This window comes from Shinella sp. G-2 (assembly GCF_050172695.1).
Classification (GTDB): domain Bacteria; phylum Pseudomonadota; class Alphaproteobacteria; order Rhizobiales; family Rhizobiaceae; genus Shinella.
Genome location: NZ_JBBEYH010000002.1, coordinates 95,725 through 120,287 on the forward strand (window position 1 = coordinate 95,725; position 24,563 = coordinate 120,287).

At 56.6% G+C, this 24,563-nt stretch carries 14 protein-coding genes; 7 read left to right on the top strand and 7 right to left on the bottom strand.

What is annotated here, in order from left to right; all coding sequences use genetic code 11:
• Positions 1-2: 2 nt before the first annotated feature.
• The 3 genes from V8U06_RS04360 to V8U06_RS04370 are packed head-to-tail and all read right to left on the bottom strand — an operon-like array spanning position 3 to position 4,335.
• Entirely contained in the window at positions 3-1,310 is a 1,308-nt protein-coding gene (locus tag V8U06_RS04360) for an EH signature domain-containing protein (protein WP_427139649.1), read from the bottom strand.
• The gene (locus V8U06_RS04365) at positions 1,307-2,305 is read right to left on the bottom strand and encodes an OmpA family protein (protein WP_427139650.1); all 999 of its coding nucleotides are present in this window, start codon (positions 2,303-2,305) and stop codon (positions 1,307-1,309) included. The genes V8U06_RS04360 and V8U06_RS04365 overlap by 4 nt, the downstream gene beginning before the upstream one ends.
• A complete protein-coding gene (locus V8U06_RS04370) occupies positions 2,305-4,335 on the bottom strand; it encodes a hypothetical protein (protein WP_427139651.1) in 2,031 nt (676 codons plus the stop codon). Before V8U06_RS04370 ends, V8U06_RS04365 begins: the two co-directional genes overlap by 1 nt.
• 358 nt (positions 4,336-4,693) lie before the next feature.
• Between V8U06_RS04370 and V8U06_RS04375 the strand changes: the two genes are divergently transcribed.
• From V8U06_RS04375 to V8U06_RS04405, 7 genes are read left to right on the top strand one after another with little or no spacing between them, the layout of a single operon-like run.
• Positions 4,694-7,726, top strand: a complete 3,033-nt coding sequence (locus V8U06_RS04375; protein ID WP_427139652.1) for a BPTD_3080 family restriction endonuclease — start codon at positions 4,694-4,696, stop codon at positions 7,724-7,726.
• Positions 7,726-9,633: a GmrSD restriction endonuclease domain-containing protein gene (locus V8U06_RS04380; protein ID WP_427139653.1), complete on the top strand. Its 1,908-nt coding sequence runs from the start codon at positions 7,726-7,728 to the stop codon at positions 9,631-9,633. The genes V8U06_RS04375 and V8U06_RS04380 overlap by 1 nt, the downstream gene beginning before the upstream one ends.
• A 3-nt stretch (positions 9,634-9,636) precedes the next feature.
• The gene (locus V8U06_RS04385) at positions 9,637-10,605 is read left to right on the top strand and encodes a PGN_0703 family putative restriction endonuclease (protein ID WP_427139654.1); all 969 of its coding nucleotides are present in this window, start codon (positions 9,637-9,639) and stop codon (positions 10,603-10,605) included.
• Between the two features lie 16 nt (positions 10,606-10,621).
• On the top strand, positions 10,622-10,990 hold the full coding sequence (locus V8U06_RS04390; protein WP_427139655.1) for a hypothetical protein: 369 nt from the start codon (positions 10,622-10,624) through the stop codon (positions 10,988-10,990).
• 15 nt (positions 10,991-11,005) lie between these two features.
• On the top strand, positions 11,006-13,984 hold the full coding sequence (locus tag V8U06_RS04395) for a site-specific DNA-methyltransferase (protein ID WP_427139656.1): 2,979 nt from the start codon (positions 11,006-11,008) through the stop codon (positions 13,982-13,984).
• A gap of 9 nt (positions 13,985-13,993) precedes the next feature.
• Complete coding sequence (locus V8U06_RS04400) at positions 13,994-16,522, top strand: NACHT domain-containing protein (protein WP_427139657.1); 2,529 nt, start codon at positions 13,994-13,996, stop codon at positions 16,520-16,522.
• Between the two features lie 7 nt (positions 16,523-16,529).
• Complete coding sequence (locus tag V8U06_RS04405; RefSeq protein WP_427139658.1) at positions 16,530-18,626, top strand: 3'-5' exonuclease; 2,097 nt, start codon at positions 16,530-16,532, stop codon at positions 18,624-18,626.
• 623 nt (positions 18,627-19,249) lie between these two features.
• On the opposite strand, the gene V8U06_RS04410 is transcribed toward V8U06_RS04405, so the two are convergent.
• The 4 genes from V8U06_RS04410 to V8U06_RS04425 all read right to left on the bottom strand — a co-directional run bounded on the left by V8U06_RS04410 (position 19,250) and on the right by V8U06_RS04425 (position 24,540).
• A complete protein-coding gene (locus tag V8U06_RS04410) occupies positions 19,250-21,262 on the bottom strand; it encodes a hypothetical protein (RefSeq protein ID WP_427139659.1) in 2,013 nt (670 codons plus the stop codon).
• 1 nt (position 21,263) lies between these two features.
• Positions 21,264-21,731: a hypothetical protein gene (locus tag V8U06_RS04415; protein WP_427139660.1), complete on the bottom strand. Its 468-nt coding sequence runs from the start codon at positions 21,729-21,731 to the stop codon at positions 21,264-21,266.
• Complete coding sequence (locus V8U06_RS04420; RefSeq protein WP_427139661.1) at positions 21,728-22,639, bottom strand: hypothetical protein; 912 nt, start codon at positions 22,637-22,639, stop codon at positions 21,728-21,730. The genes V8U06_RS04415 and V8U06_RS04420 overlap by 4 nt, the downstream gene beginning before the upstream one ends.
• 740 nt (positions 22,640-23,379) lie before the next feature.
• Positions 23,380-24,540: a DUF2442 domain-containing protein gene (locus V8U06_RS04425; protein WP_427139662.1), complete on the bottom strand. Its 1,161-nt coding sequence runs from the start codon at positions 24,538-24,540 to the stop codon at positions 23,380-23,382.
• Positions 24,541-24,563: the final 23 nt, after the last annotated feature.

Sequence of the window (24,563 nt, forward strand, 5' to 3'; positions counted from 1 at the left end):
ACCTAGATGTGTTCCAAGACCCAACTCTGCCAATCGCCGTTGTGTGATTTCGCATCGGAGCCGGGAATGAACCTGATGGCTTCACAGTCATATCGCCACTGGTAGAGCGCAGGCGCACGATGGTTGGACTCGTCGAAAATATGGACCTTGTAGCTATGAGAGCCCTCAACGACGATCTTTCTGCCGATCTTCAGTATGAGCAGTGATGTATTGGCGCGACCGTAGCCTGCCGTTTGAACGCCAAATCTCAACGTCCCCTTACCTCCCGCCCCGCGTCGCCTTGCCTCTTTCGCGGCGGAATCGCTGAAAGCAACCCAGGCTGCATCGATACGACCACGATCATGCAGGCCGAGCCAAAATCTCCTGCGAGGCTCCCACATGTGGCTGTCTTCCACCTCAGAGACGACATCAAGGAAGAACCGGATGTTCTCGCCCGTCAGCCAGCGCAGGATAACCGCCATCCTGTCTTCCGGTACTGCTGACCAGACGCCGCCACGCTGGACACGAGGATCACCGTAGAGGCCGATGACGTTCTCTGTCAGGTAGCGTAGGTCATCGGGCTTCGGAGAATTCTTGACCCAGTGTCCAAGCAGAGCCGAGATCGCTTCGCCGGCACCGGTCGTCTTCCCCTCCCTGCCCTCCGGCTTCAGCCACTCGATCAGCCGCGCCATCTCCACACGCTGATCGAGATGCGGCTCGATCAGCTTCACGTAGGCTAGGTGGACGACATTCATCAGACCAGGTGCATGGGGGCTGCGAATACCGAGCTTCTGTAGGCCGATCCAGAGATCGTCCATCAGCACCATCTGTCGCGCGACGGCATCGGCCACTGCATTGGGCGAGAGCATCTCGGGGATGGCATCGAGCATCATACGCCAGCGAGCTCCGAGACGCCCTGCCGCTGCCGACAATGCACCGGCCAATTGCCACGTATGTTCCGCCTTGGGATCAAAGCTGTCCATGTAGATGGAGAACATTCCGCCGAGAAACCCCGCCCGTGTCGAGGCGCGGGTCTCGCTGTAATAAAAATCTCGCATCTCCGCCAAATCAGGTCTAGTGCGACGATCCTCATCGAACAACGCCCTGCCAGCGCTTGTAATCAGCGAGAGCTTCGTATCCTCCCAACTATTATTCTCCAGTTTGTCCCGAACAATAGCCACGAGTTTTTCACGGTCTTTCTCGGGTGGATTGGCGACGACGTCCGGCCAACGGGATAGAATTCGCTCTGTCCTGGATGCAATTGAGTTCAAAGCCGGCAAGGCGGGCCTGACGAACTCACGGGTCTGGGAGAGGCTCTTGCTGAGCGTCAATTCGCAATACCCCCCGAGCTGTTTTGGCTCAACGCATGACGGATGCGGTCGATTTCCGCCGACTGGCTTGGTGTATACATGATGATTCGCAGGTCGACGCGGCGGTTCGTATCTCTTCCATCCTTCGTCGAGTTGTCCTTGACCGGGCGCATTTGGCCGTAACCGGCGACGGACAAAACCGGTTGATTTCGGAAGTTCAAAAAATCGACTAACTCGCCGGATTTGCCGAGAATTGTAGAAAAAGTGCTGTTTGCGCGATTAGTGGACAGGGCCAGGTTGGCCGTAAAATCCCCGGTTGAGTCGGTATGTCCTTCAATCTGCAAAGCTTCAATAATCGCATTGCCTGGATTGCATTCGGCCGCCCACTTCGAACGGGGACCAATCGTATAGCAGGGCAAAATCTGGGAGAGCCTCGTTGCGACAGTTTCCACGATTGCCCTCCGGTCGGGGCGCAACGTGGACGATCCGGTTGCAAACAGACCGTCGCCCTGAAAGCGTAAAGCGTCGGTTTCTTCGCTGATAACCACCTCGAGATCAGGAAAATCAATCTTCAGCTGATCGCGTAGCGTTTCAAGAATTCGTCGTCTCTCGACCGCCGACGTGGCTAGGTAGGCTTCCAGTGGGTCAACTTTCCGAAGCTTTTCAAGCTCCTCTCTTAGCTCTTTGATCTCAGCCTGCAGCTTCGCGATCTCAGCCTGTAACCGCTCGATCTCCACCTGCCTCCTGTCGATCTCCTCCTCTAGGTTAGCGATCGTCTTCTCATGAACAGCGATGATTGCCTGCAGTCGGATTATCTCCTGTTGCGCGACATTCCTTTCTTTAATGACCTCCTCATGTATAGGCCTGGGTACGGTATCCTTTTCGCTATATTGCTGGGCGAAGTAAGCCAGCAAAAGGATGATGATGAAGAGGAAGCTGACAGTCATGTCCGTCATCGACACAAATGCGCTCTCCTCCTCTTCCTCTTTGTAACGCGTCCGCAAACCGCCGCGCATCAGCCTCTCCGCGACTGCGGAGCGAATTGCTCGGCCTGTTCAACAATTTCACGCATGGTATCGAGCGCAGGATTTAGCCTTTCCTGGAGATCGCGCACGTGGCCGAACATACCCTGGACGGCCTTCTCCACATTTTCCGTGTAGAGATCGAAAGCTTGGCCTAGCTTCCCATCCATTTCATCGAGGCGGTCACCCTGGCCTCGTAGACGTTCCAGCATGATGGCGACGCCACCGAGAGCGCTTTCGATGGACTTTGCTTCCGCCTGGAGGATTTCCTGTGCGGCGGCGAGAGCAGACGCGGCCGACTCAGCGGTCGCCTCCGCAGAACGTGACACGGTACTCGCTGCGTGTTGCGTGCTGTCGGTAAGTTGCCGGATCGAGCCTTCCATACGATCCACGACGGCTTTCACCGGAGTGGCGGCGGCCACAAGCGTGCCTGCCGCGCCGTTGAAGGTGCTCGCTGCCTTTTCAGAGGCCTCCGCACCAGCCTTCACCCCATCGGCCATGCGTCGCATATCGGTGATTCCCTCATTCAGCTGCTTTACCAGCCCCTCCAATCTGCTGCCGATCTCGGCGAGAGGCGCGAGCAGGCCCGCTCCGGCTTTCTCTGAAACCTCTTCCGCGACCCGGGCAATCTCCGCACTCGTTCGGCTGAAGACGTCAGCTACATCCTTGCCCGCATCCCCGATGGCCGAGCTCACCTGCTGGCTGGCGAGCTTCATGCGCTCCTGCGCGGCTTCTGTTCCGGTCCGCGCCGCAGACTCGATCTCCTGCTTGAAGGCTGCGGCCGCCTGCCGCATGTCCTCGGCAGCGGCCGACATGGCGCGTGCACCTTCGCCCGTATTGTCACGAATGCCTTCGAGCGTCCGGTTCATAACCGCCAGGAGCTTCTCTGCCCCCTCGTTGAACGTGCCCCCGGTGACTTCGGCGGTGCTCATGATTGCCGAACGAAGGTCCTCTACTGCCTGAGCAACGCGTTCTGTTACGCCTTCCATCTCCGATCCTATCCGCCCCGAGCTTTGATCCAGCCGCTCAGCAAGAAGACCGAGTCTCTCGCCCGCATCAGAAATCTTCTGGCTAGCCTCGGTGAGCGCAAGGCCAATAGAATCCGTGAGCTTGTCCGAAATTCCAGACACCATGTCTCCGACGCCCTCCGCGCCGAGCTTGCCCACTCTCTCCACAATTGGAGCCATCGCACCGGCAATGGAACTCTGAATTGCCTTGGGTAGCTCTTCCCTCAAAGGCCGACCAATCTCTGCGACCAACTCCATCCCAATTAGTCGGAAATGTTCGCGCTGCTCCTTCGTCGCCTTTAGCTGCTCCGTGGCGAGCGCCTCCAGACTGATGTAGGTGAGGCGCTGCTCGACCGCCGAGCACAGCTCATGGATGGACCGTTCCAATCGACCGTAGATGCTTCGCAGAAAAATCGTGAAGACGATCGAACAGAAGAGCCCCGTCAGTGACATGATGAACTTTGCGGAGGCCACAGACAGCAACTGGCGCATCACACCGCTATCGATCTCCGCACCCTGCGCCATGGTCGAGAGTGCAGCGATCAGACCCAGGAATGTGAGGAAAAGGCCACCGGAAACAAAAAGCCCGGGCACGATGCGCCAGAAGCCTACGCCAAAGCCCAAGTCCTCCGGGTTAAGGAACATTGACGGCCTGACAGCATTCCGCAGAATGACCTTGCCGTCCTCCTCGTGCGGGACGAGGGTTTCCTTGTACTTCGCCCAAGCTGCCGCCAACTGCCGACGGTACTTGTTGGTACTGCCTTCATTGATCGAAGCGGACAATGCATCAATATCACGACTGAAGTCCGCACCCGAGGAACTGTTCTCAATTTGTCGTTTGAGCCACCGAACCGCTTTCCTGCGCTGAGAGACTTCAAGCGAGAAAGCTGCGGTGAAGATCACCAGAAGAGCGACAATCCCTAGAGCAACGATGCCGGGCGCAGCCGCATCCTTTACAAGATAATTCGCCGCGCCAAGGATCGAGGCAACGACGGCACTTCCAATTTCCTGAAACACTTAAACCCATCCCCAGCCACTGCCCGTGAGTGGCAACAGGTGAGAAACTATTAGAGCCGCAGCAGTGCGATCAAGCGCTTCAAGGGGGTTCGCCCATAACTCGTCAAAATTGAACGACTATGTGATCTATTTTCCACAACTTCTAACAGTGTAACTGATCTTAGACTTAGGAAGATGGCGCGACGGAACGTTCCTCTTCCGCTCTCGCCCAACAAGTCGATATTCAGGGCCCCTACCGTTGCGATGAGGAAACAATTTCCGTGTGCAAGCGTCAGAATGGCCGGCAACGCGTACCGTAGGAGTTGCATGACAGTCGCGCGATCGATTGAATGTAGAGGTCGATTCTGGGACCGAGTGCATGACCAAGCCGTTTTACGCCGAGCCAATTCTCAATTCACCATACGAAGTCCCCACGCGTCATCATGCGCTCTCGGAGAGCGGTGAGCCGCTTAACAGCCCACCCATTGAGGGCCGGCGTCGGTCGAAATACGTTGCTCCGGTTCCGAAAAGCCGCAAGGTCAAGGCTGATGGCAAAAAGCAAGCCTCGCTTGATCTTGACCAAGCCCTGGATGGCGGCAGCCGCTACAATCCGACGCCGATCATCAATGAAATCCGCGGTCACATCTCGACATGGCGTTCAATTCCCAATCCGAACGATTGGGGTGTCACGCCCGTTACACAGCGGTTGCTCCAGCACTGGCGGAGCGACACCTACTCCGGCCCCCGCCCCTTCTATTGCCAGGTTGAGGCAGTGGAAACCGCGATCTGGCTTGCCGAGGTAGCCCGGAAGAATAGACAGTACGCCCACATCTTTCGGCATCTGGAAGAGGCCAACCAAGACGCCAATCCTGAAATTTTTCGGCTAGCGCTGAAGCTCGCCACCGGTGCAGGCAAGACGACCGTCATGGCGATGCTGATTGCCTGGCAGGCGATTAATGCCGCCCGGCAACCGAATTCCAGCCTTTTCTCGCGGGGCTTTCTCATCGTCGCGCCCGGTATCACCATCAAAGACCGTCTGCGCGTGCTGAAGCCTTCGGACGGCAACAGCTACTATCGTTCCCGTGAGCTTGTTCCGCAGGACATGATGCCTGACCTAAACAAGGCGAAAATCGAGATCGTCAACTACCACGTTTTTCAGCGGCGGAAAGCTCATGAACTAAATGCGGTCGGCCTCCGCCTGATGAAGGGCTGGAAGGGTGATGCAATCGAGGAGCTCGAGACCGAGGGACAGATGCTGCAACGCGCCTGTGGCGATCTCCTGCAGATGAAGAATGTCGTGGTCATCAACGACGAGGCGCATCATTGCTATCGCGAGCGTCCGGGAAGCCACGACGAGGACGAACTGAAGGGCGAGGAAAAGGACGAGGCCAAGGAAAACAACGAGGCCGCGCGGCTGTGGATTTCCGGTATAGAAGCCTTGAAGCGGAAAGTCGGTGTCCGCGCGGTCTACGATCTCTCGGCAACACCGTTCTTCCTTCGTGGATCAGGCTATGAGGAAGGCACGCTCTTCCCTTGGGTGGTTTCCGACTTCTCCCTCGTCGATGCGATCGAGTGCGGCATCGTCAAACTGCCCCGTGTTCCGGTGTCGGACAATGCCGTCAATGCCGCCACGCCGGTTTACCGCAATCTGTGGGACCACATCGGCAAAAAGATGCCGAAGAAGGGGGCGGGCAAATCCGGCGATCTCGATCCGTTGAGCATACCTGCCGAACTGCAGACCGCGCTCTATTCGCTCTACTCCCACTACGAGAAGGAATTCGAGGCTTGGCAAAAGGCCGGCATCGGCGTCCCGCCGGTGTTCATTGTCGTCTGCAACAACACGGCAAGCTCAAAGCTGATCTTCGAATGGATTTCCGGTTGGGAGCGCGAAGTCGAAGGCGAGCGCCAGACAAAGCACCAGGGCCACCTCGAGCTATTCCGCAACTACGATCGCAACGGCAATCGTGTGCCGCGCATGAATACGCTGCTGATTGACTCCCAACAGCTAGAGTCCGGCGAGGCGCTTGATTCCAAGTTCCGCGATATGGCCGAAGCCGAAATCGAGCAATTCCGCAGGGAGATCAAGGAGCGCGAAGGTGCAGCGGCGGCCGACAAGCTCGCGGACTCCGAGCTGTTGCGCGAAGTAATGAACACCGTCGGCCAGAAGGGACGGCTCGGCGAGCAGGTGCGTTGCGTCGTCTCCGTTTCGATGCTGACGGAAGGCTGGGATGCCAATACGGTCACCCATATCCTTGGCGTCCGTGCTTTCGGCACACAACTCCTCTGCGAGCAGGTGATCGGCCGCGGTCTGCGCCGCCAGTCCTATGAATTGAACGGCAACGGCCTGTTCAACACGGAGTATGCCGACATCCTCGGCATACCCTTCGACTTTGCTACCGAGCCTCAGGAAGTGACGCGCACGCCACCGAAACCGACGACACGTGTCTATGCCCTGAAAGAGCGCAACAATCTTTCCCTCCGTTTCCCACGCGTTGCCGGCTATCGCGCCGAACTGCCCTCAGAGAGCTTTTCGGCAAATTTTTCAAATGACTCAGCCCTCGACCTGACGCCGGAACTGGTGGGGCCTTGTAAGGTGCGGCTCGAAGGCCTGGTCGGCGAAGGCCATGACATATCTCCAGATGCACTCGATGACATGCGGCCGAACACCGTGGCGACGCATCTCACCAAGAAGCTGATCGAGATGTATTTCCGTGAGCCGGATCAGGACGTTCCCTACTATCTCTACAACCAGCTCCAGCCCATTACCCGGCGATGGATTTCCAGTTGCCTGAAGCTCACAGGTGGCACCAAGGCCGGGATGCTAACCTATGCGGAGTTGGCAGAGAAAGCATCTGAGCTCATCTATCAGGCCATCGTCCGCAGCGCCGGCGAAGATGGGGAGAGTGTCGTGAAGGCCATGCTCGATCCGTACAATCCGCACGGCTACACCGACCACGTGTCCTTCATCACGACCAAACAGACACTTTGGGAAACCCGCCTCAGTCACGTGAACTACGTCGTCTGCGACAGCGATTGGGAGGCGGAATTTGCCCGTGTCGTGGAAGCACACCCTGCCACGATTTCGTACGTGAAAAACCAGGCACTCAGCTTCGAAGTGCCCTATCGCTCGGGCAGCCTACCGCGCCGCTACCTGCCCGATTTCATCATCCAGATCGACGATGGCCGCGGGCCGGATGATCCACTGAACCTGATTGTCGAGGTCAAGGGCTTCCGCGGTCTCGACGAGCAGATCAAGGCCGAGACCATGGCGAACCTCTGGGTCCCCGGCGTCAACAACCTAAGGGTCTACGGCCGCTGGGCCTTTGCCGAATTCCGCAATGCTTTTGCGATGGAAGAAGACTACAGCAAGTTGGTAGCTAACTTTAGCGCGAGAATCCCCGAGGAGGCATGATGGCTGGCGCAACGTTTAAGACGAATCCATTTTCGCTGCACGAATTGCTCAGCAACTGCCAAAAAGGCTTTCTCCAACTTCCTGACTTTCAACGCAGCTGGGTATGGGACGAAGATCGCATTAAGAGCCTGATTGCTTCCGTCTCGCGCGCGTTCCCGGTGGGCGCACTAATGACGTTGGAAACCGGCGGCGACGTCAACTTCAAACCTCGCCCCGTTGAGGGCGCGCCGGATTCAGCAAAGCCTGTTTCGCCTTCTTCTCTCCTTCTCGATGGCCAGCAGCGGATGACGTCGCTGTACCAGGTCACCCTTCGTAACAAAGTGGTCGAGACCGTCACACCGAAGAACAAGCGAGTGAAGCGGTGGTTCTACATCGATATCGAAATGGCGCTCGATGCAGAGGCCAATCGAGAGGAAGCCATCGTAGGCGTGCCCGAAGATAGGATTGCGCGCACTGATTTCGGCCGGGAGATCAAGCTCGACCTCTCTTCGCGGGAACACGAATATGCGTCGATGATGTTCCCGCTGACCGAAGTATTTGACTGGGACGACTGGCAGGACGGGTTCAACGACCATTGGCAGGGTGACGAGGGCAAATCCGCAAAGGAGAAGTGGAAAGCCTTCAAGAAGGACATCCTCGATAATTTCAAATCGTACCAGGTGCCGGTTATCACCCTGGATAAGGCCACGACCAAAGAAGCTGTTTGCACCGTCTTCGAGAAGGTCAATACCGGCGGCAAGCCGCTTGATGCATTCGAACTCGTAACTGCCATGTATGCAGCGGATGGTTTTGAGTTACGCAAGGACTGGTATGGGGCCGACGGGCAAAAGGGCCGCCATCAAAGGCTTGCGGAGACTCTCCGGCCGGCTGGACGGGACACGGGCATCCTCGCCAACGTGGCAAACACCGATCTTCTCCAGGTGATTTCGCTCTTCCATACGCGCGACAAACGACGTGCCGCCGAATCTGAGGGAAAGCAAGGCAAGGACCTGCCCCAGGTGACGGGCAATCGACAAGCCCTGCTCAATCTGCCGCTAAGTGCGTACACCACCTATTGCGACAAGGCCGAACAGGGTTTCGAGCGGGCTGCCAAGTTTCTGTTCGAACTGAACATCTATAAGGTCGAAGACCTGCCCTATCAGTCGCAGATCGTGCCTCTGGCCGCGATCCTCGCAGAAAACGAGGGAGCCCTTCACCACGCCACGCTGAAACAGCAGCTTCAGCAGTGGTATTGGAACGGCGTCTTCGGCGAACTCTATGGCTCTGCCGTCGATACCCGGATAGCGAAGGACTTCATGGAGGTACCTGTGTGGCTGCAGGGCGGCGCAATGCCTTCAACGGTCAGCGACACGACGTTCCGGTCCGATCGCCTGAAAACCATGCGTATGCGCCTCTCTGCGGCCTACAAAGGCATGAATGCCCTGCTGATGAAGGAAGGCGCGCTCGATTTCCGATCCGGTCTGAAGTTTGACCACATCGTCTTTTTCGGCGAGAGCGTCGACATCCACCATATCTTTCCGAAGAAGTGGTGTGAGGACAACAAGATCAAACCGGAAGTTTACGACTCCATCATCAACAAGACCCCGCTGACCTATCGCACCAATCGCATTATTGGCGGCGTCGCCCCTTCGGAATATCTAGCCACCCTGGAGAAGGGCACCAGTACCTCCCCTCCGATCGAGGCTGAGGAGCTCGACGCGTATCTGTCCTCACATCTTGTCGATCCCTTGTTGTTACGGGCCGACAGGTTCACCGAATTCATGACCGAGCGGCAGAAACAGCTTCTCGCGCTGATCGAGAAGGCGACAGGCAAGCAGGCTTATCGCGGCGATCAGCCGGACGAAGGGGTCGATGCGGAGAGCGAGGGCGATGAGGCCGAAGCACAACTGACAATCGCTGCGGAGTAGCAAATGAATACGTTCGTAAGGGCCCAGCGGGAAAGTCAATCCAAGTTCTTCGCCGACTCCGAGCCCGGGCACGGAGGATACCGTGGTTCAGCCTATCGCCTCGATCCTCGGAGCTTTGAGCGGAATCTCGCTCCGTCGATCAGGAGCGTTGTCCCCGCATATTTCACACACAAAGGCATCCAGTGGCACACGCACAGCAATCATGGTCTGTCATCGCAGGTTTGCTGTCTGAACTTCCTGGCACCTCTGGCTCGAGAGCCAGAAATGCTTGCGCGTCTAGTCCAGGCGGCACTTGGGGGTGAAAAGCCGACCATGCGGCCGGTCGAAGAAGGTCCGGATGGTGAGTGGTTTGTCGGATTTGAGTGGATCGGCGGAGACTATCTCAACGAGTCCGGGAAAAATGGTATTCGCTCGCGTGGCGCGAACGCGACTTCCGCTGACGCCGTGTTGATGTTCGAGCGCGGCGGCAAACGGGAAACGCTCTTAATCGAGTGGAAGTACACCGAATCCTATGGCACTCCGATCAGCGCGAACGGAAATGCCACCCGTCTGAAGCGCTATGAAAAGCTCGCCTTTCACCCGGACGGTCCAATCCGTGGTGACCTTGGCCTGGCATTGGAGGATTTTTTCTGGGAGCCATTCTACCAGCTTCTCCGTCAGCAGATGCTGGCATTCCAGATGGAAAAGGCCCAGGAAAATGGCGCGGAAATCGTGCGCGTGTTGCACCTCTCGCCCTCCGGCAATTCAGCCTTGAAAGCGGTAACCGCTCCCAGACTTCGCGAGCACGGATCGGATTTTGCAGCGGTCTGGCGGAAATTGCTGCAGTTCCCCGACCGGTTCAACAGCCTCGATATTTCCTCAGCCTTTGAGCCGATCCTGCAGAGTGCTGATGGGACGGAATGGGCCGCATACGTGACATCGCGCTACTCGAGGCTTTTCTCCGCATCGACGGAAAGCGAGATGCCGACATGAAACAGCTCGATCTGCCATGATCGATCGCAATGACCGGGAACTGAAAATGGCAAATTTCATAGATGGCGTGATTCGCGACGGAAGCACCGTCGGCTCTGGCGCTGCACTAGGCAATCTGAAAAACGGTGTGATCCGGAATGGCTCCACGCGCGGCGCAGGGACCGCGCTTGGCAATGTCAAGGATGACGTCATTCGCAATGGTTCGACACCTGGCGCAGGAAGCCCGTTGGGCAACGTCAAAGATGGTGTTGTAAGAAATGGATCGACGCCCGGTGCCGGTATGATCAGGGGAAAAGTCTCTGACATTACCATCAAGGGTATTGAACGCGAGTACGACGCCGAGATCGTCGCCGTCTACCATTTCCTGATCAAGAAATTTCTCTGAAAGAATATCGTCCACATGGCAAAGACTCCGCGCGAAAAAGACGTCTCGACCCTCACCCACGACCAGGCGGTGCGGCTGAACAATCCCACGGCCGAGATGGCGTCGCTCTACGAGCAGCAGGTGGAATTGCTGGGCGAAGTCCCGCGCGAAATGCGCATTGCGCGCGACCGTCCGCTCGAGGGTGGCGAGCAGCGAGATAGGGACATGGACCGCGATCCGCAGATCATTTGGAACGGCGCGAAGATCAGGATCACGCCGGGGCAGATGCGGCAGCTTGCCGAGACGGGCGAGATCGAGATCGGCGACGCCCAGCTCGTCTGGCGCGGCAAGGATCGTCAGGACTGGTCCGACCTCGTGGTCAATGCGCCACCGCTCTACATCCAGGAAAAGGTGCATCCCAAGGCGATCATCGACGATCTGAAGAGCCGCACCAACAAGGCGCGTGAGGAGAAGTCGGACGCGCCCGATCTCTTCGCCGATTTCAACGGCATTGCCGATCCGGAGGCGCGGGCGGAATTCTACCAGCACACAAAACACTGGCAGAACCGCGTGATCCTCGGCGACTCTCTGCAGGTAATGGCGAGTCTCGCCGAACGCGAGGAGATGCGCGGCAAGGTGCAGTGCATCTATTTCGACCCGCCTTACGGTATCAAGTTCAATTCGAACTGGCAGGTCTCTACGATGAGCCGGGATGTCAAGGACGGGAAGAAAGAGGATGTTTCCCGCGAGCCGGAACAGGTAAAGGCGTTCCGCGACACCTGGAAGGACGGCATCCATTCGTACCTCACATACTTGCGCGACCGGCTGATGGTGGCGCGCGAACTGTTGACCGAAAGCGGCTCGATCTTCGTGCAGATCGGCGATGAGAATGTCCATCGCGTCAGGGCGGTGATGGATGAGGTGTTTGGCGAGGAGAACTTCGTTAGCGAAATCGGGTTGAGCAAAACCACCGGCCTTGATGCATCCGGTAGGATTTCGAATGCTGTAGATTATCTGCTTTGGTTCGCAAAAGCTAAACCCGTCATGAAGTACCGGTCGCTTCGCGTCGAGCGGTCGGCGGCGTCAACCGAAAGATTCAGAACTATCCAGCAAATTGACGGTGCCCTCCTTCCGGCAGGTGACGGCAATTCGGCTGCCAGAATAGCAGACACAGAATGGTCAGTGCTGGTAACGGATACTGACCTAACAAAACCTGGTCCCGGGGCGAAGTATGACGTTGATTTTAACGGGAAAATATATCGCTCCGGAAATCGGTGGTGGGGTACTCAAAAGGAAGGGCTTATCCGTGCAAGGAAAGCTCATCGGCTAATGGCGACGGGTTCGGGGTCCCTGCGGTTCCTCAGACGCGTTGATGACTCACCAGGCCAGGGCTTGACCAACATTTGGATGGACATTGGCGGAGCGGTCCAAAGCAGATCGGACCCTAAGGTTTATATCGTTCAGACTGGAACCGCAGCGGTTGAGCGATGCGTCTTGATGACTACCGATCCCGGCGATCTGGTAATCGATCCCACATGCGGCTCCGGAACGACGGCTACCGTTTCCGAGCAGTGGGGTCGCCGCTGGATTACGATCGACACCTCACGCGTCGCACTGGCGCTCGCCCGTACGCGACTGATGAGCGCACGCTACCCCTATTATCTTCTAGCAGACAGCCGTGAGGGTCGCGCCAAGGAGCAGGACGTTTCCGGCAGAGTTCTCGCCGATGCCCCTGTTGGAGGCGATATCCGACAAGGCTTTGTCTACGAGCGCGCGCCGCACATCACGCTGAAAAGCATCGCCAACAACACCGAGATCGACGTGATCTGGGAAAAGTGGCAGGGCGTGCTAGAGCCGCTGCGCCGGCAGCTCAACGAGACTCTGTCCACCGCCTTCGAGGAATGGGAAATCCCCCGCGATCTCGACGACTGGCTGGATGGCAAGGAGGGGCAGGCCAAGGTGCATCTGGTGACCGATGCAGTCCGCAAGCTGCATACCGGCTGGTGGGACGGCCGCATCGCCCGCCAGAAAGAGATCGACGCCTCGATCGCCCGTGCCGCCGATGTCGAACTGCTCTACGACCGCCCCTACGAGGACAAGAGCAAGGTGCGCGTCGCCGGGCCCTTCACCGTCGAGAGCCTGTCGCCGCATCGCGTTATCGCCGCCCGCGAGGACACGCTGGCGGAGGACCTTTCCGCCGCTGGCGCGATCACCTCCCGTGCCTCTACTCCCGCCAACATGCCTGAGGCTGATTTTGGCGAGATGGTACTTGCCCATCTTCGCAGCGCCGGTGTCCACCAGCAGGAGAAGCGCGATACGATCCACTTCAATTCCATCGAGCCGTGGCCGGGGAACTACATCGCCGCTGAGGGCCGCTATGCGGATGGCGGCGCGGTGGAGAAGCGCGCGGCGATCCTGATCGGCCCGGAATTCGGCACGCTGACCCGCAGCCAGATCACCGCCGCCGCCCGCGAGGCCTCCGATGCCCGCTTCGACGTGCTGATCGCCTGCGCCTTCAACTTCGACGCCCAGGCGACCGATCTCAACCGCCTCGGCCCGCTCGCCATCCTAAAGGCGCGCATGAACCCCGACCTGCATATGGCCGAGGACCTGAAGAACACCGGCAAGGGCAACCTCTTCGTCGTCTTTGGCGAGCCGGATGTCGAAATCCTCGATGCGCCAGGCGGCGAGATCAAGGTCAAGGTCCACGGCGTCGACGTCTTCGACCCCTCGACCGGCGAAATCCGCTCCGACGACGTCAAGGGCATCGCTGCCTGGTTCATCGACACTGACTACGACGAGGAAAGCTTCTTCGTCCGCCATGCCTACTTCCTCGGCGCGAACGATCCCTACAAATCGCTGAAAACAGCTCTCAAGGCGGAGATCGATCCGGATGCGTGGGAGACGCTCTATGCCGATACGTCACGGCCGTTCCCGCGGCCGAGCACAGGACGGATCGCGGTGAAGGTGATCAACCACTTCGGGGACGAGGTGTTGAAGGTGTTTGGGGTGTGAGGGCAGCCAATGAGAGAAGAACTCGCGAGTATCTTAGGCGCAATTCAGAAAAAGGAACTTCCAGCAGAATTTGCGGAACTCTTGGGGCCTGCTTGGGATGCCTCAAATGAACGCTTTCATGTTCAAGAGACCTACGTCGTCGATTACAAGGAGACACTTCCGGACGAGTTGGCTCGCGGTTACGGCGCGGGTATACTCCGCCTCTCCATCGCCTACTACAACTCCTTCGGCGGCATCATCGTATTCGGGGTACGCGACCGCGAACTATCGGTCGTGGGGGTTCCTGGTAACGTGGATATCGAAGCCTTCAATCGAGCATTGAGTGACTATACTTGCACCAGCATCGAATGTTTGTGCAAGCAGTACACGGTCCCCACGAGCGCTGGACAGCTAAATATCTCTGTTCTTTTGGTTCCACGGAGGGGAGCAACGCCACCGATCCGTCTACAGCGTAAGCTGGACAAGTACCCGCCAAACATCCTGTGGGTACGTGATCGACATGAGGTCCTTGAAGCAGCTCCACGTCATTTGGCACAGCTCTACTCAGACAGATCGCTTTTGCCATTGGATCGGGACGCCGAGGCCAGGACTTTAGTTCATCGATCTCTTCCTCCGTCTCCAGCCACGATCGAAAAATTCATCAACAGAGGTGTACTTCTGGACCAGCTGTGGAAATGGTTCGTCTATTCGGACCAGCCGCGAGCGTACCTGCACGGCCCCGGTGGATCGGGTAAAAGCACACTCGCTCATGAGTTTGCGAGACAATTAACAGAGAATGGAAGCCAGATAACCTCAAAGGACGGCGAACGTTTAGACTACGTTTTATATCTATCCTCCAAAGAGTCCGAGCTGAACCCTCACAATGGCCAACAGCAGCAGTTTCTCCTCAGGCAATTTTCTGATGTTGATGAACAAGTATCTCAAATTTTGCATCATTCTGGCATGCATAGCCAGAATGATGAAACCATCATCTCTGCAGATAGAGAAAGGCTATTACAGGAATTATTCGACAATTTTTCTGGCTTAATAGTTATAGACGACATCGACGCGCTGAGCAGGCGAGGCCTCGACACTGGGGAGGAGCTTCTTTTCTTCAAAATAATGAAAGGACGGGCACGCACCAAGATTTTATATACGCTTCGACATCCTCCATCACACGCAATGAACAGCTCTATTGTAGTTCCTGGGCTATCACCAGAGACTGAGTATTTCGACTTTCAACGTGTGTGCTGTGAACACTTTGACGTCCCTGAACCTCCGCCTGAGAAGACTCCCCACATTATGGAGGTCACCAACCGTTTACCTCTGCTGATCGAAACGTTGGTCGGCATCCGAAAGCACTGCAGCAACTACAACGAAGCGATCGAACTGTTCAAAGATCGCGGAGGAGAAGAAGCGCGGCGATATCTTTACCAGAGGGAGTATGACCGACTTTCTAGTCAAGGAAAATCACGGTTCGTCCTCGCCGGGTTGTATCTCCTTGAAGAACCGATCACTTTCACCGCATTCTGCGGACTTACCCAGATGTCTCCTGAGCATCTGAAAGAGTCACTAAGCGAAGCGGGAAGTATTTTCATATCACGATCAGAAGACACAAGCGGTGAGACCCTCTACCAGCTTACACCTCCCTCGCGGCCATTCATTAGCGTAGTGTCGGAGCAGCTACCGCACATCGGCGGACTAAGAACCCGGGTCGACCATTACCGGTCCGAAGGTTTGAAGGTAGGGCGTGAAGAGGCAGCTGTGATCGCGAGCATGGAGAGTTCGATCAAAACCAAATCGTATGGCGATGTTATTCGTATCGCGGAGCGATATGCGCCGCATGACCCGGTGATCGTGAATCCAAAGGTACAATCTTTGCTCGGACAGGCCTACTCCGAGCTCGGACCGGAAATGCGAGAGAAAGCCCGATCGTGCTTCAAGCACGCCGAGGGATTGGGATACAGAGACATATTCATGATGCGCCGATGGTTCAACATGGAACACTTTTCCGGTTACGGACAAATGGAAGCTGAGAGAATCTGTCGAGCGATGATCGAGGATTCTAAGATCACCCAAAGGGCAAGAAGTGAGTTCTGGAGCAAGCTGGGGGCATGCGAGTTTTCAAAGGCGAGGGCCGTTTCCAGTGCTAGTTACGACAAGGCTTTGCTTCATCTTCGAAATTCCATTGTCTTCTATTGTGAAGGGATGTGGGTCGGGCAGCGCGCTGCCGACTTCGATGCCAGTCTGGGCTTGGGGTGGATAGAGCGGCCACTTCATGAACTGGTCCTTCGCGCAGGACGCGAGATCGAACAGTTCTTTGTCCTGCTTGAAGACTTGTCTCGGCAGAAACACGATGTTTTCCTTGATGCTGCCAAGCTCATCATCTCATACTTGACGCGCTCTCCGGTCATAGCGGACGAGATGTTGCGAGCTCAGCTTAGGGGGTTTACTAGCCGCACCATCGCGACCATCACACGCGAGATCAAGAACGCAGACGAAAAGCCGGGATTTGGTTTCGTACTCGAAGCCTTGAGCACGTTCAGGAAATCGGTGTGAGCTGCAAATGGCAACCATCCTCGCCGACAGTTTCACCGCATCGCTAGCTAAACTCACCAATGACGAACAGAAGCAGGTGAAGCTGACGGCGTTCGACCTACAGACCGATCCGACACGGCCCGGTCTGCAATTCCACAGAATTGAAGCTTCCAAGGACCCGAACTTCTGGTCGGTGCGGGTCAACCGCGACCTCCGGATCATCATCCACAAGACGGGCGACAGCGTAATGCTCGCCTATGTCGCCCACCACGACGACGCCTACAAATGGGCAGAGCGACGCCGAATCGAGACCCATCCGCGGACCGGTGCTGTGCAGATCGTTGAGGTACGCGAGCGGGTCGAAGAGATCGCCGTCCAGCCGGCGCCGGCAATACAGCCCGACTTGCCATTCCTCGTTCCGATCAAGCCGTCGGTTTCCACTGTTCCTTTATTTTCGAAGCTGTCCTTCGACGAAGCACTGTCGATCGGGGTCCCCGACGACTGGATCAAGGATGTGCTTGACGCCAGCGAGGACAAGTTCTTCGCGCTAGCTGGTCATCTGCCACAGGAGGCCGCCGAGGCGCTGCTGGATTATGCTGCGACGGGTGTTCTGAAGAGGCCGGCGCCGGTCACCGTCGATCCCTACAGCCATCCCGATGCACAACGGCGGTTTCGTATCCTAGAGGGGCATGAGGAACTTGCAGCTGCGCTCGATCAGCCGTTCGAAAAATGGGCGGTGTTCCTCCATCCCTCACAGCGGGCGCTGGTGGAGCGGGACTTCTCCGGACCAGTGCGGGTAGTCGGCTCAGCCGGTACCGGCAAGACCGTTGTCGCCCTGCACCGTGTCGCTCGCATTCTGCGCAAAGAGCCGGAAGCAAAATTACTCCTGACGACCTTCTCGGAGCCGCTCGCCGCAGCGCTGAAGCGCAAGCTCAATGTGCTGCTCGCCGACTCCCCTTCCCTCGCCGACCGGGTAACGATATCGTCCTTCGAGCAGGGTGCGGCTGATTTGTACGCCCTTATCACCGGAAGGAGGGCTTATCTCGTCGGTCGAGACAAGCTCAGGGCAATTATCAGCGAGGCGGCAAATGCAGCCGGTGTCACGAGATATACACCGCAGTTTCTGAACTCCGAATGGGAGCATGTGATCGACGCCTGGCAGATCGATAGTGCCGAAGCCTATGCGGCTGTACCGCGGATGGGGAGAAAGAACCGGCTTGGCGCGAAGCAGCGGGACGAGCTCTGGATGATCTTTGCGGAGGTCCGCAGACAATTGCGGGCGAAAGCGCTGTTGACCTCTGCCGATCTTTTCACCGTTGTCACCGAGCATTTCCGCGATCACGGCGAAAAACCTTACACGCATGTCATTGTCGACGAGGCCCAGGACCTTGGCATCGCAGAGTTGCGATTCCTGAGCGCTATCGTGCCCGATCGACCGGATGTACTCTTCTTCGCCGGCGATATTGGCCAGCGCATCTTCCAGCAGCCCTTCTCTTGGAAAGGGCTCGGCGTCGACGTCCGAGGGCGGTCGTTCACGCTCAAGGTCAACTATCGAACGTCGCATCAGATACGGAGAATGGCTGATGGGCTCCTGCCCGACAATGTTCGAGACGTTGATGGTGAAGAAGACCAGCGCAAGGGCACCGTGTCGGTCTTTGATGGTGTCGAGCCGGTTATCGTCATCGCGCCAACAACTGATGAAGAGGCTGAGGCTGCTGCCACCTTCCTTCGAGACCTTCTCGAACAGGGAATCAGTGCCAATGAGATTGGCATTTTTTGTCGCTCGAACGACCAGATCGCTCGTGCATCGAAGATTGCTGAACTCACAGGCGTTGCGACCATTTCATCGCTTACACGAAAGAGCTCTGAAGACGCCGTGTTCATCGGCACGATGCACCTCGCGAAAGGACTGGAATTCCGTGCGGTGCTGATCGTGGCCTGCGATGAAGGCGTCCTACCGTTGGCAGCACGCATCGAGGACGTTGCCGACGAGTTCGAACTGGACGAGGCCGTGGCGACAGAACGGCAACTGCTCTACGTCGCAACGACCCGCGCGAGGGATCACCTTTTCGTCTCGGCGGTGCGCCCTGGCTCGGAGTTCCTAGAGGACCTAGTTCACACGTGATTTTGCCCGAAGCGTCGTGCCGGCGCGGAGCGGAACTGATCTTCCATGGATAGCCGGTCACAAATCACGCCAGACCGGGCAACTTCGTGGCTAAACATCGGTCACCTCCAAACTTGCGAGGTAATGCTCCAAGCGTCCCCTGAGCGTCCATTCTGTCCGAAGATATCGTAGATTGCCTCTATCGCGGCCACCGCCGGAAAGGGGCTGTCTGTCCTGCCGGTCGTCTGAAAGCGCCTCGGTTACGATACCCAAAAGCATGTCAAACTCGCTGATAAACGGCGCGCCGCTAAAGCCGCCTCGCGCAGTTGATGATACGATGAAGTGGACGTTTGGGAGGTCGTAGGGCTGAACATCGGCGTTTATTTCCGCAAAAACAGGGACTTTGGGTGCACCGTCAGTGAGTGGAGCCTTGGGATAGCCGCATACAATTGCACGGGGTAGCACCAAGCTGTCTTCAACCCATTCTCCGGTGTTTGCGCGAGAGTCACGGCCATTTTTCACCCGGAATGACAGCTCAATTTGCCTTGAATAGGCGCGACGAGCAGAAGGTGTATTGCCGCTGAGGCTCTAATCGCCGCTGGATCAAAGGTCAGGGACCAAGTGTAAGCGAAACACCGCTTCGATCAGTTCGATCGTAGCCTCAACACATAGTCCCGACCGAAGTCGACGACGTGCATACCCAAGCTCCTCGCCCTGCTCCTGACAGAGTGATCCTTGTCCGTAGCCGCGACGATGATCTGACCTCGCTTGGCGACTTCCGCGACAATATCGTAAAATTGCAGCGTGTCGTCTTTGTTCATGTTTTGCTGCGCAGGCTCGTCAAACACTGTAACATTTGGATGGATGCTTCTTGCCGAGTTACCACGACAAACATGCAGCGCGAGCACGAACGCCGTGATTATCCTGATCCAGTCGCTCGCTGAAGTTCCGAAATCCGCCCTCACCCGCCGCCGGGTCACGTCATTTACAATAATCCTCGGGAGAAAGGAGGTTTGGTCAATCACCATCGACTCGACCTCAACGGAGTTGAAACCCATCCGACGTAGGAATTCCTGGAACGCAGTTTGGAATTTTCGTAGTAGGTCGCGGTCTCCGGCGCTGAGGTCGTTTTTCATTCCCGCCAAGTCGCCGGACACCGTCTGATAGCGGTCCAGTATCTCTTTGAGTTTTGCAAACTCACCAGCCGAGTACTCCTTGAGTTGCCTGTAGGCTTCGATCTCGTTTTCGAGCTTGGCGATGTCCCTAGCTCGTGCCATCAACTCCGAAGGGAGGACACCCGACAGGCTTCTTTGCAGGGCGGCCTGTGACGCCAGGGCAGATGCGATGTCATCGGAAAGCTGATTCGCTTCCGCCTTGGATTGGTCGAGTCCAACTGTCTCGACCGCTATCATCCCCTCGAGAAGGTCACGCTGATCCGTAATGTACTTAACGTTCTCCTCGATCGACATCGTCGGGAAGGACCGCAACTGAGACAGGAGTGTACCGTCCACCGGCTGGTCGCAGACCGGACAAGCGCTCCTTACCGACCAGTGGTCTCGATTGAAAAGGTTGCGGACCCTCAGCTCCTCCTTGTTCTTTTGAAGATCGACCTTGAGCGCTTCCAGGCGTTGCCGGTACCGCCGAATGTTCGCATCGACGATGGCCACAGAGTTATCGATTTGGCCCTTCCTGGAAACAAGCGATGTAATTCGACCGGAATGCTCGTCCAGTCTCCGCCGAACATCCTCGCCCGCCGGGGCAACTTCAGGAAAATCCTCGAACTCCACTAGCTTCTCTTCTGCGGATGCGATGAGAGCGTCAAGTGACCGTTGGTCCACATCTTGGAATGCCCTAAAAATTGCAGGATTCCAGGAGCCAGACGCGATCTCTGAAGGAAGGCCTTTCACCGAAAAATGCTTCGAGTTAATATATCGCTTCAAGACGTCTGTGCCAGCCTCGTACTGCGCGCGAAGGCGCTGCTCTTCAAACCTGAGCTCGTTCCGTCTCAAATTGCTCTTGATGTAGTCGAGGCCGATTAACTCGGAAACGGTCGACTTTCTTGGATCGCGTACTCCGTAGAATGGCATGTTCGCCATGATGTCCGCCCATCCGCGCTTTTGCTCGATAAAGATCGCGGAAAAGATGTATTCCAGGTACAGTCGCGTTTCCTTGTCATCCTGGGAGACGACATTTACCACCGGAAAATCGATAAATTCACATAGAAAACGGTGGAAACCCTTAGTGTCCTTATAGGAACCAGAACCGAGATAGTATTCCTCGCGACCTTCTTCGGACCAGTCGGAAAGTCGGCCGCTCCGCACGGTTATTCCTGTCGCAAGCTCCGGGTTTACGGCTCGGCAAATTGTGGCGTATTCGTTCTTTTCGTTCGCGATCTCGAGATAAATCAGCGCCTCCCTGATCCGTCGGTCCCTGCCTTCTATTTTGACGGTGTCTTTCACAAGAGCTGCAACGTTCCCTTTGACCAAGTCGTCAAAACCCAGTCCGACCGAGAGCGCGTTAACGATCGTACTCTTGCCTTGCGTGTTATCGTCGGTAACGATCACGTTTCCACCGGGCTTGAATTCGACCTCTGAATAGGCGGCTTTACCGTCCAGAAGCTTCGCCTCAAGAAGTAGCCGACTGTACCTCAGGAGCATTTTAAAGTCCTTCTTTCATGGCCGCATCTATTTCGGTCTCGGATATCCTGCCGATTTCCCGAGCGAGCGCAAATATGTCGGAGGCCAGTTTCTCCTTCTGGAGTTTGGCCACAAAATCGATGCCAATCGGCGTAAGTGATACCTTGAAACCGCTCCTCACATTCTTCTGGTCCAAGAGTCCCGCACCGATCGCGTAGTTCACGCATCGATTCAAATAAGGGTCTACCGATGGCGCAAGGATTTGCGGGGATGTCCGCCTTGATTTGAAAGTCAGATACAGGGAGCGAAAGCTGTTGTTGATGATTAGCGAGTTGATGAAATGAAGCTGTCTGAATGAAGCGGATTTCCCATAGGAGCATTCGGAAACCGAGATGCACACCATCGCTAGGCGACGATATAGCCTGAGGTCGGGAGGAACGTCGACTGGACGCTGATTGAACTCAAGTTTGATTTTCTCCGGGGCTTTCATTGCAGCGGCTTCTTCTTGAAGTTCAGCGGGCAGCGCACTAGCCAGTCCGCAATCGTGAATTTCCGAACGCCGCTCAAGGTCCGCTCGCCGAGACGGCCGCCTACGACCGCGTTCAGCCGGTTCTCGAGCGTCGTTTTGATCCCGGCATAGGTTTCGTAGGAGCCAACGGCGAGGCTTCCACTCTCTGCATCCATCTCGATGTCGGAGCGGATTTCCTCGATCTCGCTGTAGAATTCGGGCTCTCGCTTCCGAATTTCATCTAGCTGAATGGAGTTCTCGATGAAATTTTTCAGTTCCACGTAGGCCATCCGTTCCGCCGTTTCCGGTGTGTCGTAGATGTTCAGGAACTTCGCGTAGACCTTCTTGAAATTGTCACTGCCCTTCAGAAGTTCGATATCGGGAGCTTGAGGCTTCGAAAGCGGCACCACGTCCACTTTATCGTCGCGACGCTTTTTATACTCAAACCACTCAGTTTCAAGGAAGGAGGGTGGCTGTAGGGTGACCTGGAAATCGGGGGCGATAAAAGGCAGCCCCCATGATTTCACTTCGATTTCCTTCTTCTTGGCATAGCGATGCAGATGGTTGTGCGGAATGTCCTTGTTGAGCAGGAGCACCCACCTTCTGATCTTAGTGTCACCGAGAATCTCTTCTATCTCGTCCTTGTACTTCTTGAGCTTAAAAAGATCGGTGGCGATCTTGCTCCTCACCCCGCCCACGGGGTCTTTGTTTTCAGGCTCCTGACCATAGGCCTGATAGATCGTACCACCGCGTGCGTAGAGCCCATCTAGTCCCAGGTCTCCGCCTTTATCGCCCATGGGCTGGTAATCTGCGTCGTGTTTTCGAGCAAGCAACACATCACAAAGCCCTTCCCAAGCCTTGCCGTTAAAGTCCAGATACCAAAGCCCCACGTAACGCCCTCGAACCGCCACTTTGCGTACGTTATTGCCATGGCGGTCGTTAATCGGCAACGTTGCGGCAATGTAGAATTGTGGTGAGAACGCGAAGCGAAAGCGACTAATCTTCCTTAGGCCCAAAGCTTTCAGAATCGCCGCCCGGCGGCGATGGCAGCAACCCGAATTCTACGATAGCCATCAGAGCATCCTTGTCGGGGTCGACCGTGGCCTGCACAGCAAGCCGAAAGCTATATGATTCCCGCCTCGGAAAATTGGAACTACAGTAAGGAGCGCTCGAAGAAGACCAGGTCCAACCACAGGCCAAGTCGCTCGAATTTTCGCCGCGCATCTCCGTTTACTGGCCAATGTGTTCACGAGTGCCGTCCGCCACCTCGTTGATCATCATCTCCTTGTTCGGAGGTCAGCAAGTGCGTTGAGCAAACCGAAGGCGTGGATCGTGCCTTCGTATCGCGTGGATTCCGTCGGAACCACGACGACCGTACTCTTCGCCATCACGTGGCACGTCGTTCTGGTCCGCGATCACCAGGCGGTGGCAGGTCCTTGAGGTGATCCAGGTTAGCCCGGAGCGGCGAGACATATAGTTGTCGCGCTCGGCTTCGGTCGACGCATAGCGCTCGCAGACGGAACCGGGAGCTTTGAGAAATGTGCGGTCGGCGAGTCCGTAAAATCGGCCCGGGTTTCAGATGGGTCCATGTATGTTCGATGGCAGTTCCGAAGTGACGGCTCCGTAATCCTCACTCAGCCAAATGCGGCAAATGCGGGTAGAGCCGAGCGGCAACGGCCTTCCTCATCGCAATGGCCAGAGGATCGTTGAAAATCTCCAGGGCCCGCTTTGCTTCGTGCCCAGACAGCCAGCCGTCGCCGATCCGCCAGAATTGGTAAAACAGTTCATCGAAGTCATACCGTCTTATCCTGTGCAGAGTAGCCCTCACCTGTTCGGGTGTTTTCGGCGGAATCCCGACCACTGATTGCTTAAATCCTCCATCATTCCGGTCGCTAACTTTCGAGCTGTGCGCAGCGATGTCTTCGTCGGTGGTCTGAGCGAGCCGATCTATCTGCTTTCGGATGTTGTCGGGCATGCGCTCGCATGCGTCGTTTACTGCATCAATGAAACGGGAATCTTTTGTGAAATCGATGCGCCACTCGATGGGACTATCCCGCCAAAGTATGGTTTCGGACGCCGCGGTCCAATCAAACCCATCAAGCAGTCCTATCGCGCGGAAAACCGACGTAACCTCGGGGTCGGCGCGAGCCGCCCACATTCCATTGCCAGACTGATGAGAGCCTTCGTCTCCTGCCCCGAGCAGTTGCGATTGGCCGGCGTCATCGGACGCAAGAAACGTGATAGACCCGTTCTGAGCCGCGAGAAAGACAACCGCGGTCGCGACGTCGTCCCATCGGGGCAGGATGCCAGGTAGTGCGGGATTGTCGCGCGGCACTGCTCCGTAGTTATTCTCATCGGCTTGGCCCAATGCGACGAGCGCCTCGCAAGCGATTTGATACCCAGTTATGAAGTGATGCTCCCAGCCGAATTCACGATTGCCGGGAAGATTGTTGGACAGGAACGTTATTGCCGGGCCCACCCACTCGATCGGTGGAGGCTCCCCCGTCCTGCCAACTCTTTCGTTCGCAGTCTGCGCCTCCCCCGATTCAAAAGCAGAAGTGGCGAACCTCCCGCTGATCAGGAGGTCAATGTCATGATCGAGGTTGAGACGTTCCCAATGCAGGCCTGACTGACCCGATAACTCAACTTCCGCAATCTCACTTTCGGAAGCTTCTTCCAGTCCCCGTAACGATCGGGCAGGAACCACGAAGGCCGAACCATTGTTGAATTCAACGACAATCATGCAGGACCGTCTGTCGTATCGAGCGTTGCGCACTGGAGGATGAGACATGTGAGCTCCTGCGCCATGGGCGG

Coding starts and splice junctions, on each gene's coding strand:
- V8U06_RS04365 (WP_427139650.1), bottom strand. CDS start 2,305: ATGCGCGGCGGTTTGCGGACGCGTTACAAAGAGGAAGAGGAGGAGAGC.
- V8U06_RS04375 (WP_427139652.1), top strand. CDS start 4,694: ATGACCAAGCCGTTTTACGCCGAGCCAATTCTCAATTCACCATACGAA.
- V8U06_RS04380 (WP_427139653.1), top strand. CDS start 7,726: ATGGCTGGCGCAACGTTTAAGACGAATCCATTTTCGCTGCACGAATTG.
- V8U06_RS04385 (WP_427139654.1), top strand. CDS start 9,637: ATGAATACGTTCGTAAGGGCCCAGCGGGAAAGTCAATCCAAGTTCTTC.
- V8U06_RS04390 (WP_427139655.1), top strand. CDS start 10,622: ATGATCGATCGCAATGACCGGGAACTGAAAATGGCAAATTTCATAGAT.
- V8U06_RS04395 (WP_427139656.1), top strand. CDS start 11,006: ATGGCAAAGACTCCGCGCGAAAAAGACGTCTCGACCCTCACCCACGAC.
- V8U06_RS04400 (WP_427139657.1), top strand. CDS start 13,994: ATGAGAGAAGAACTCGCGAGTATCTTAGGCGCAATTCAGAAAAAGGAA.
- V8U06_RS04405 (WP_427139658.1), top strand. CDS start 16,530: ATGGCAACCATCCTCGCCGACAGTTTCACCGCATCGCTAGCTAAACTC.
- V8U06_RS04410 (WP_427139659.1), bottom strand. CDS start 21,262: ATGCTCCTGAGGTACAGTCGGCTACTTCTTGAGGCGAAGCTTCTGGAC.
- V8U06_RS04415 (WP_427139660.1), bottom strand. CDS start 21,731: ATGAAAGCCCCGGAGAAAATCAAACTTGAGTTCAATCAGCGTCCAGTC.
- V8U06_RS04425 (WP_427139662.1), bottom strand. CDS start 24,540: ATGTCTCATCCTCCAGTGCGCAACGCTCGATACGACAGACGGTCCTGC.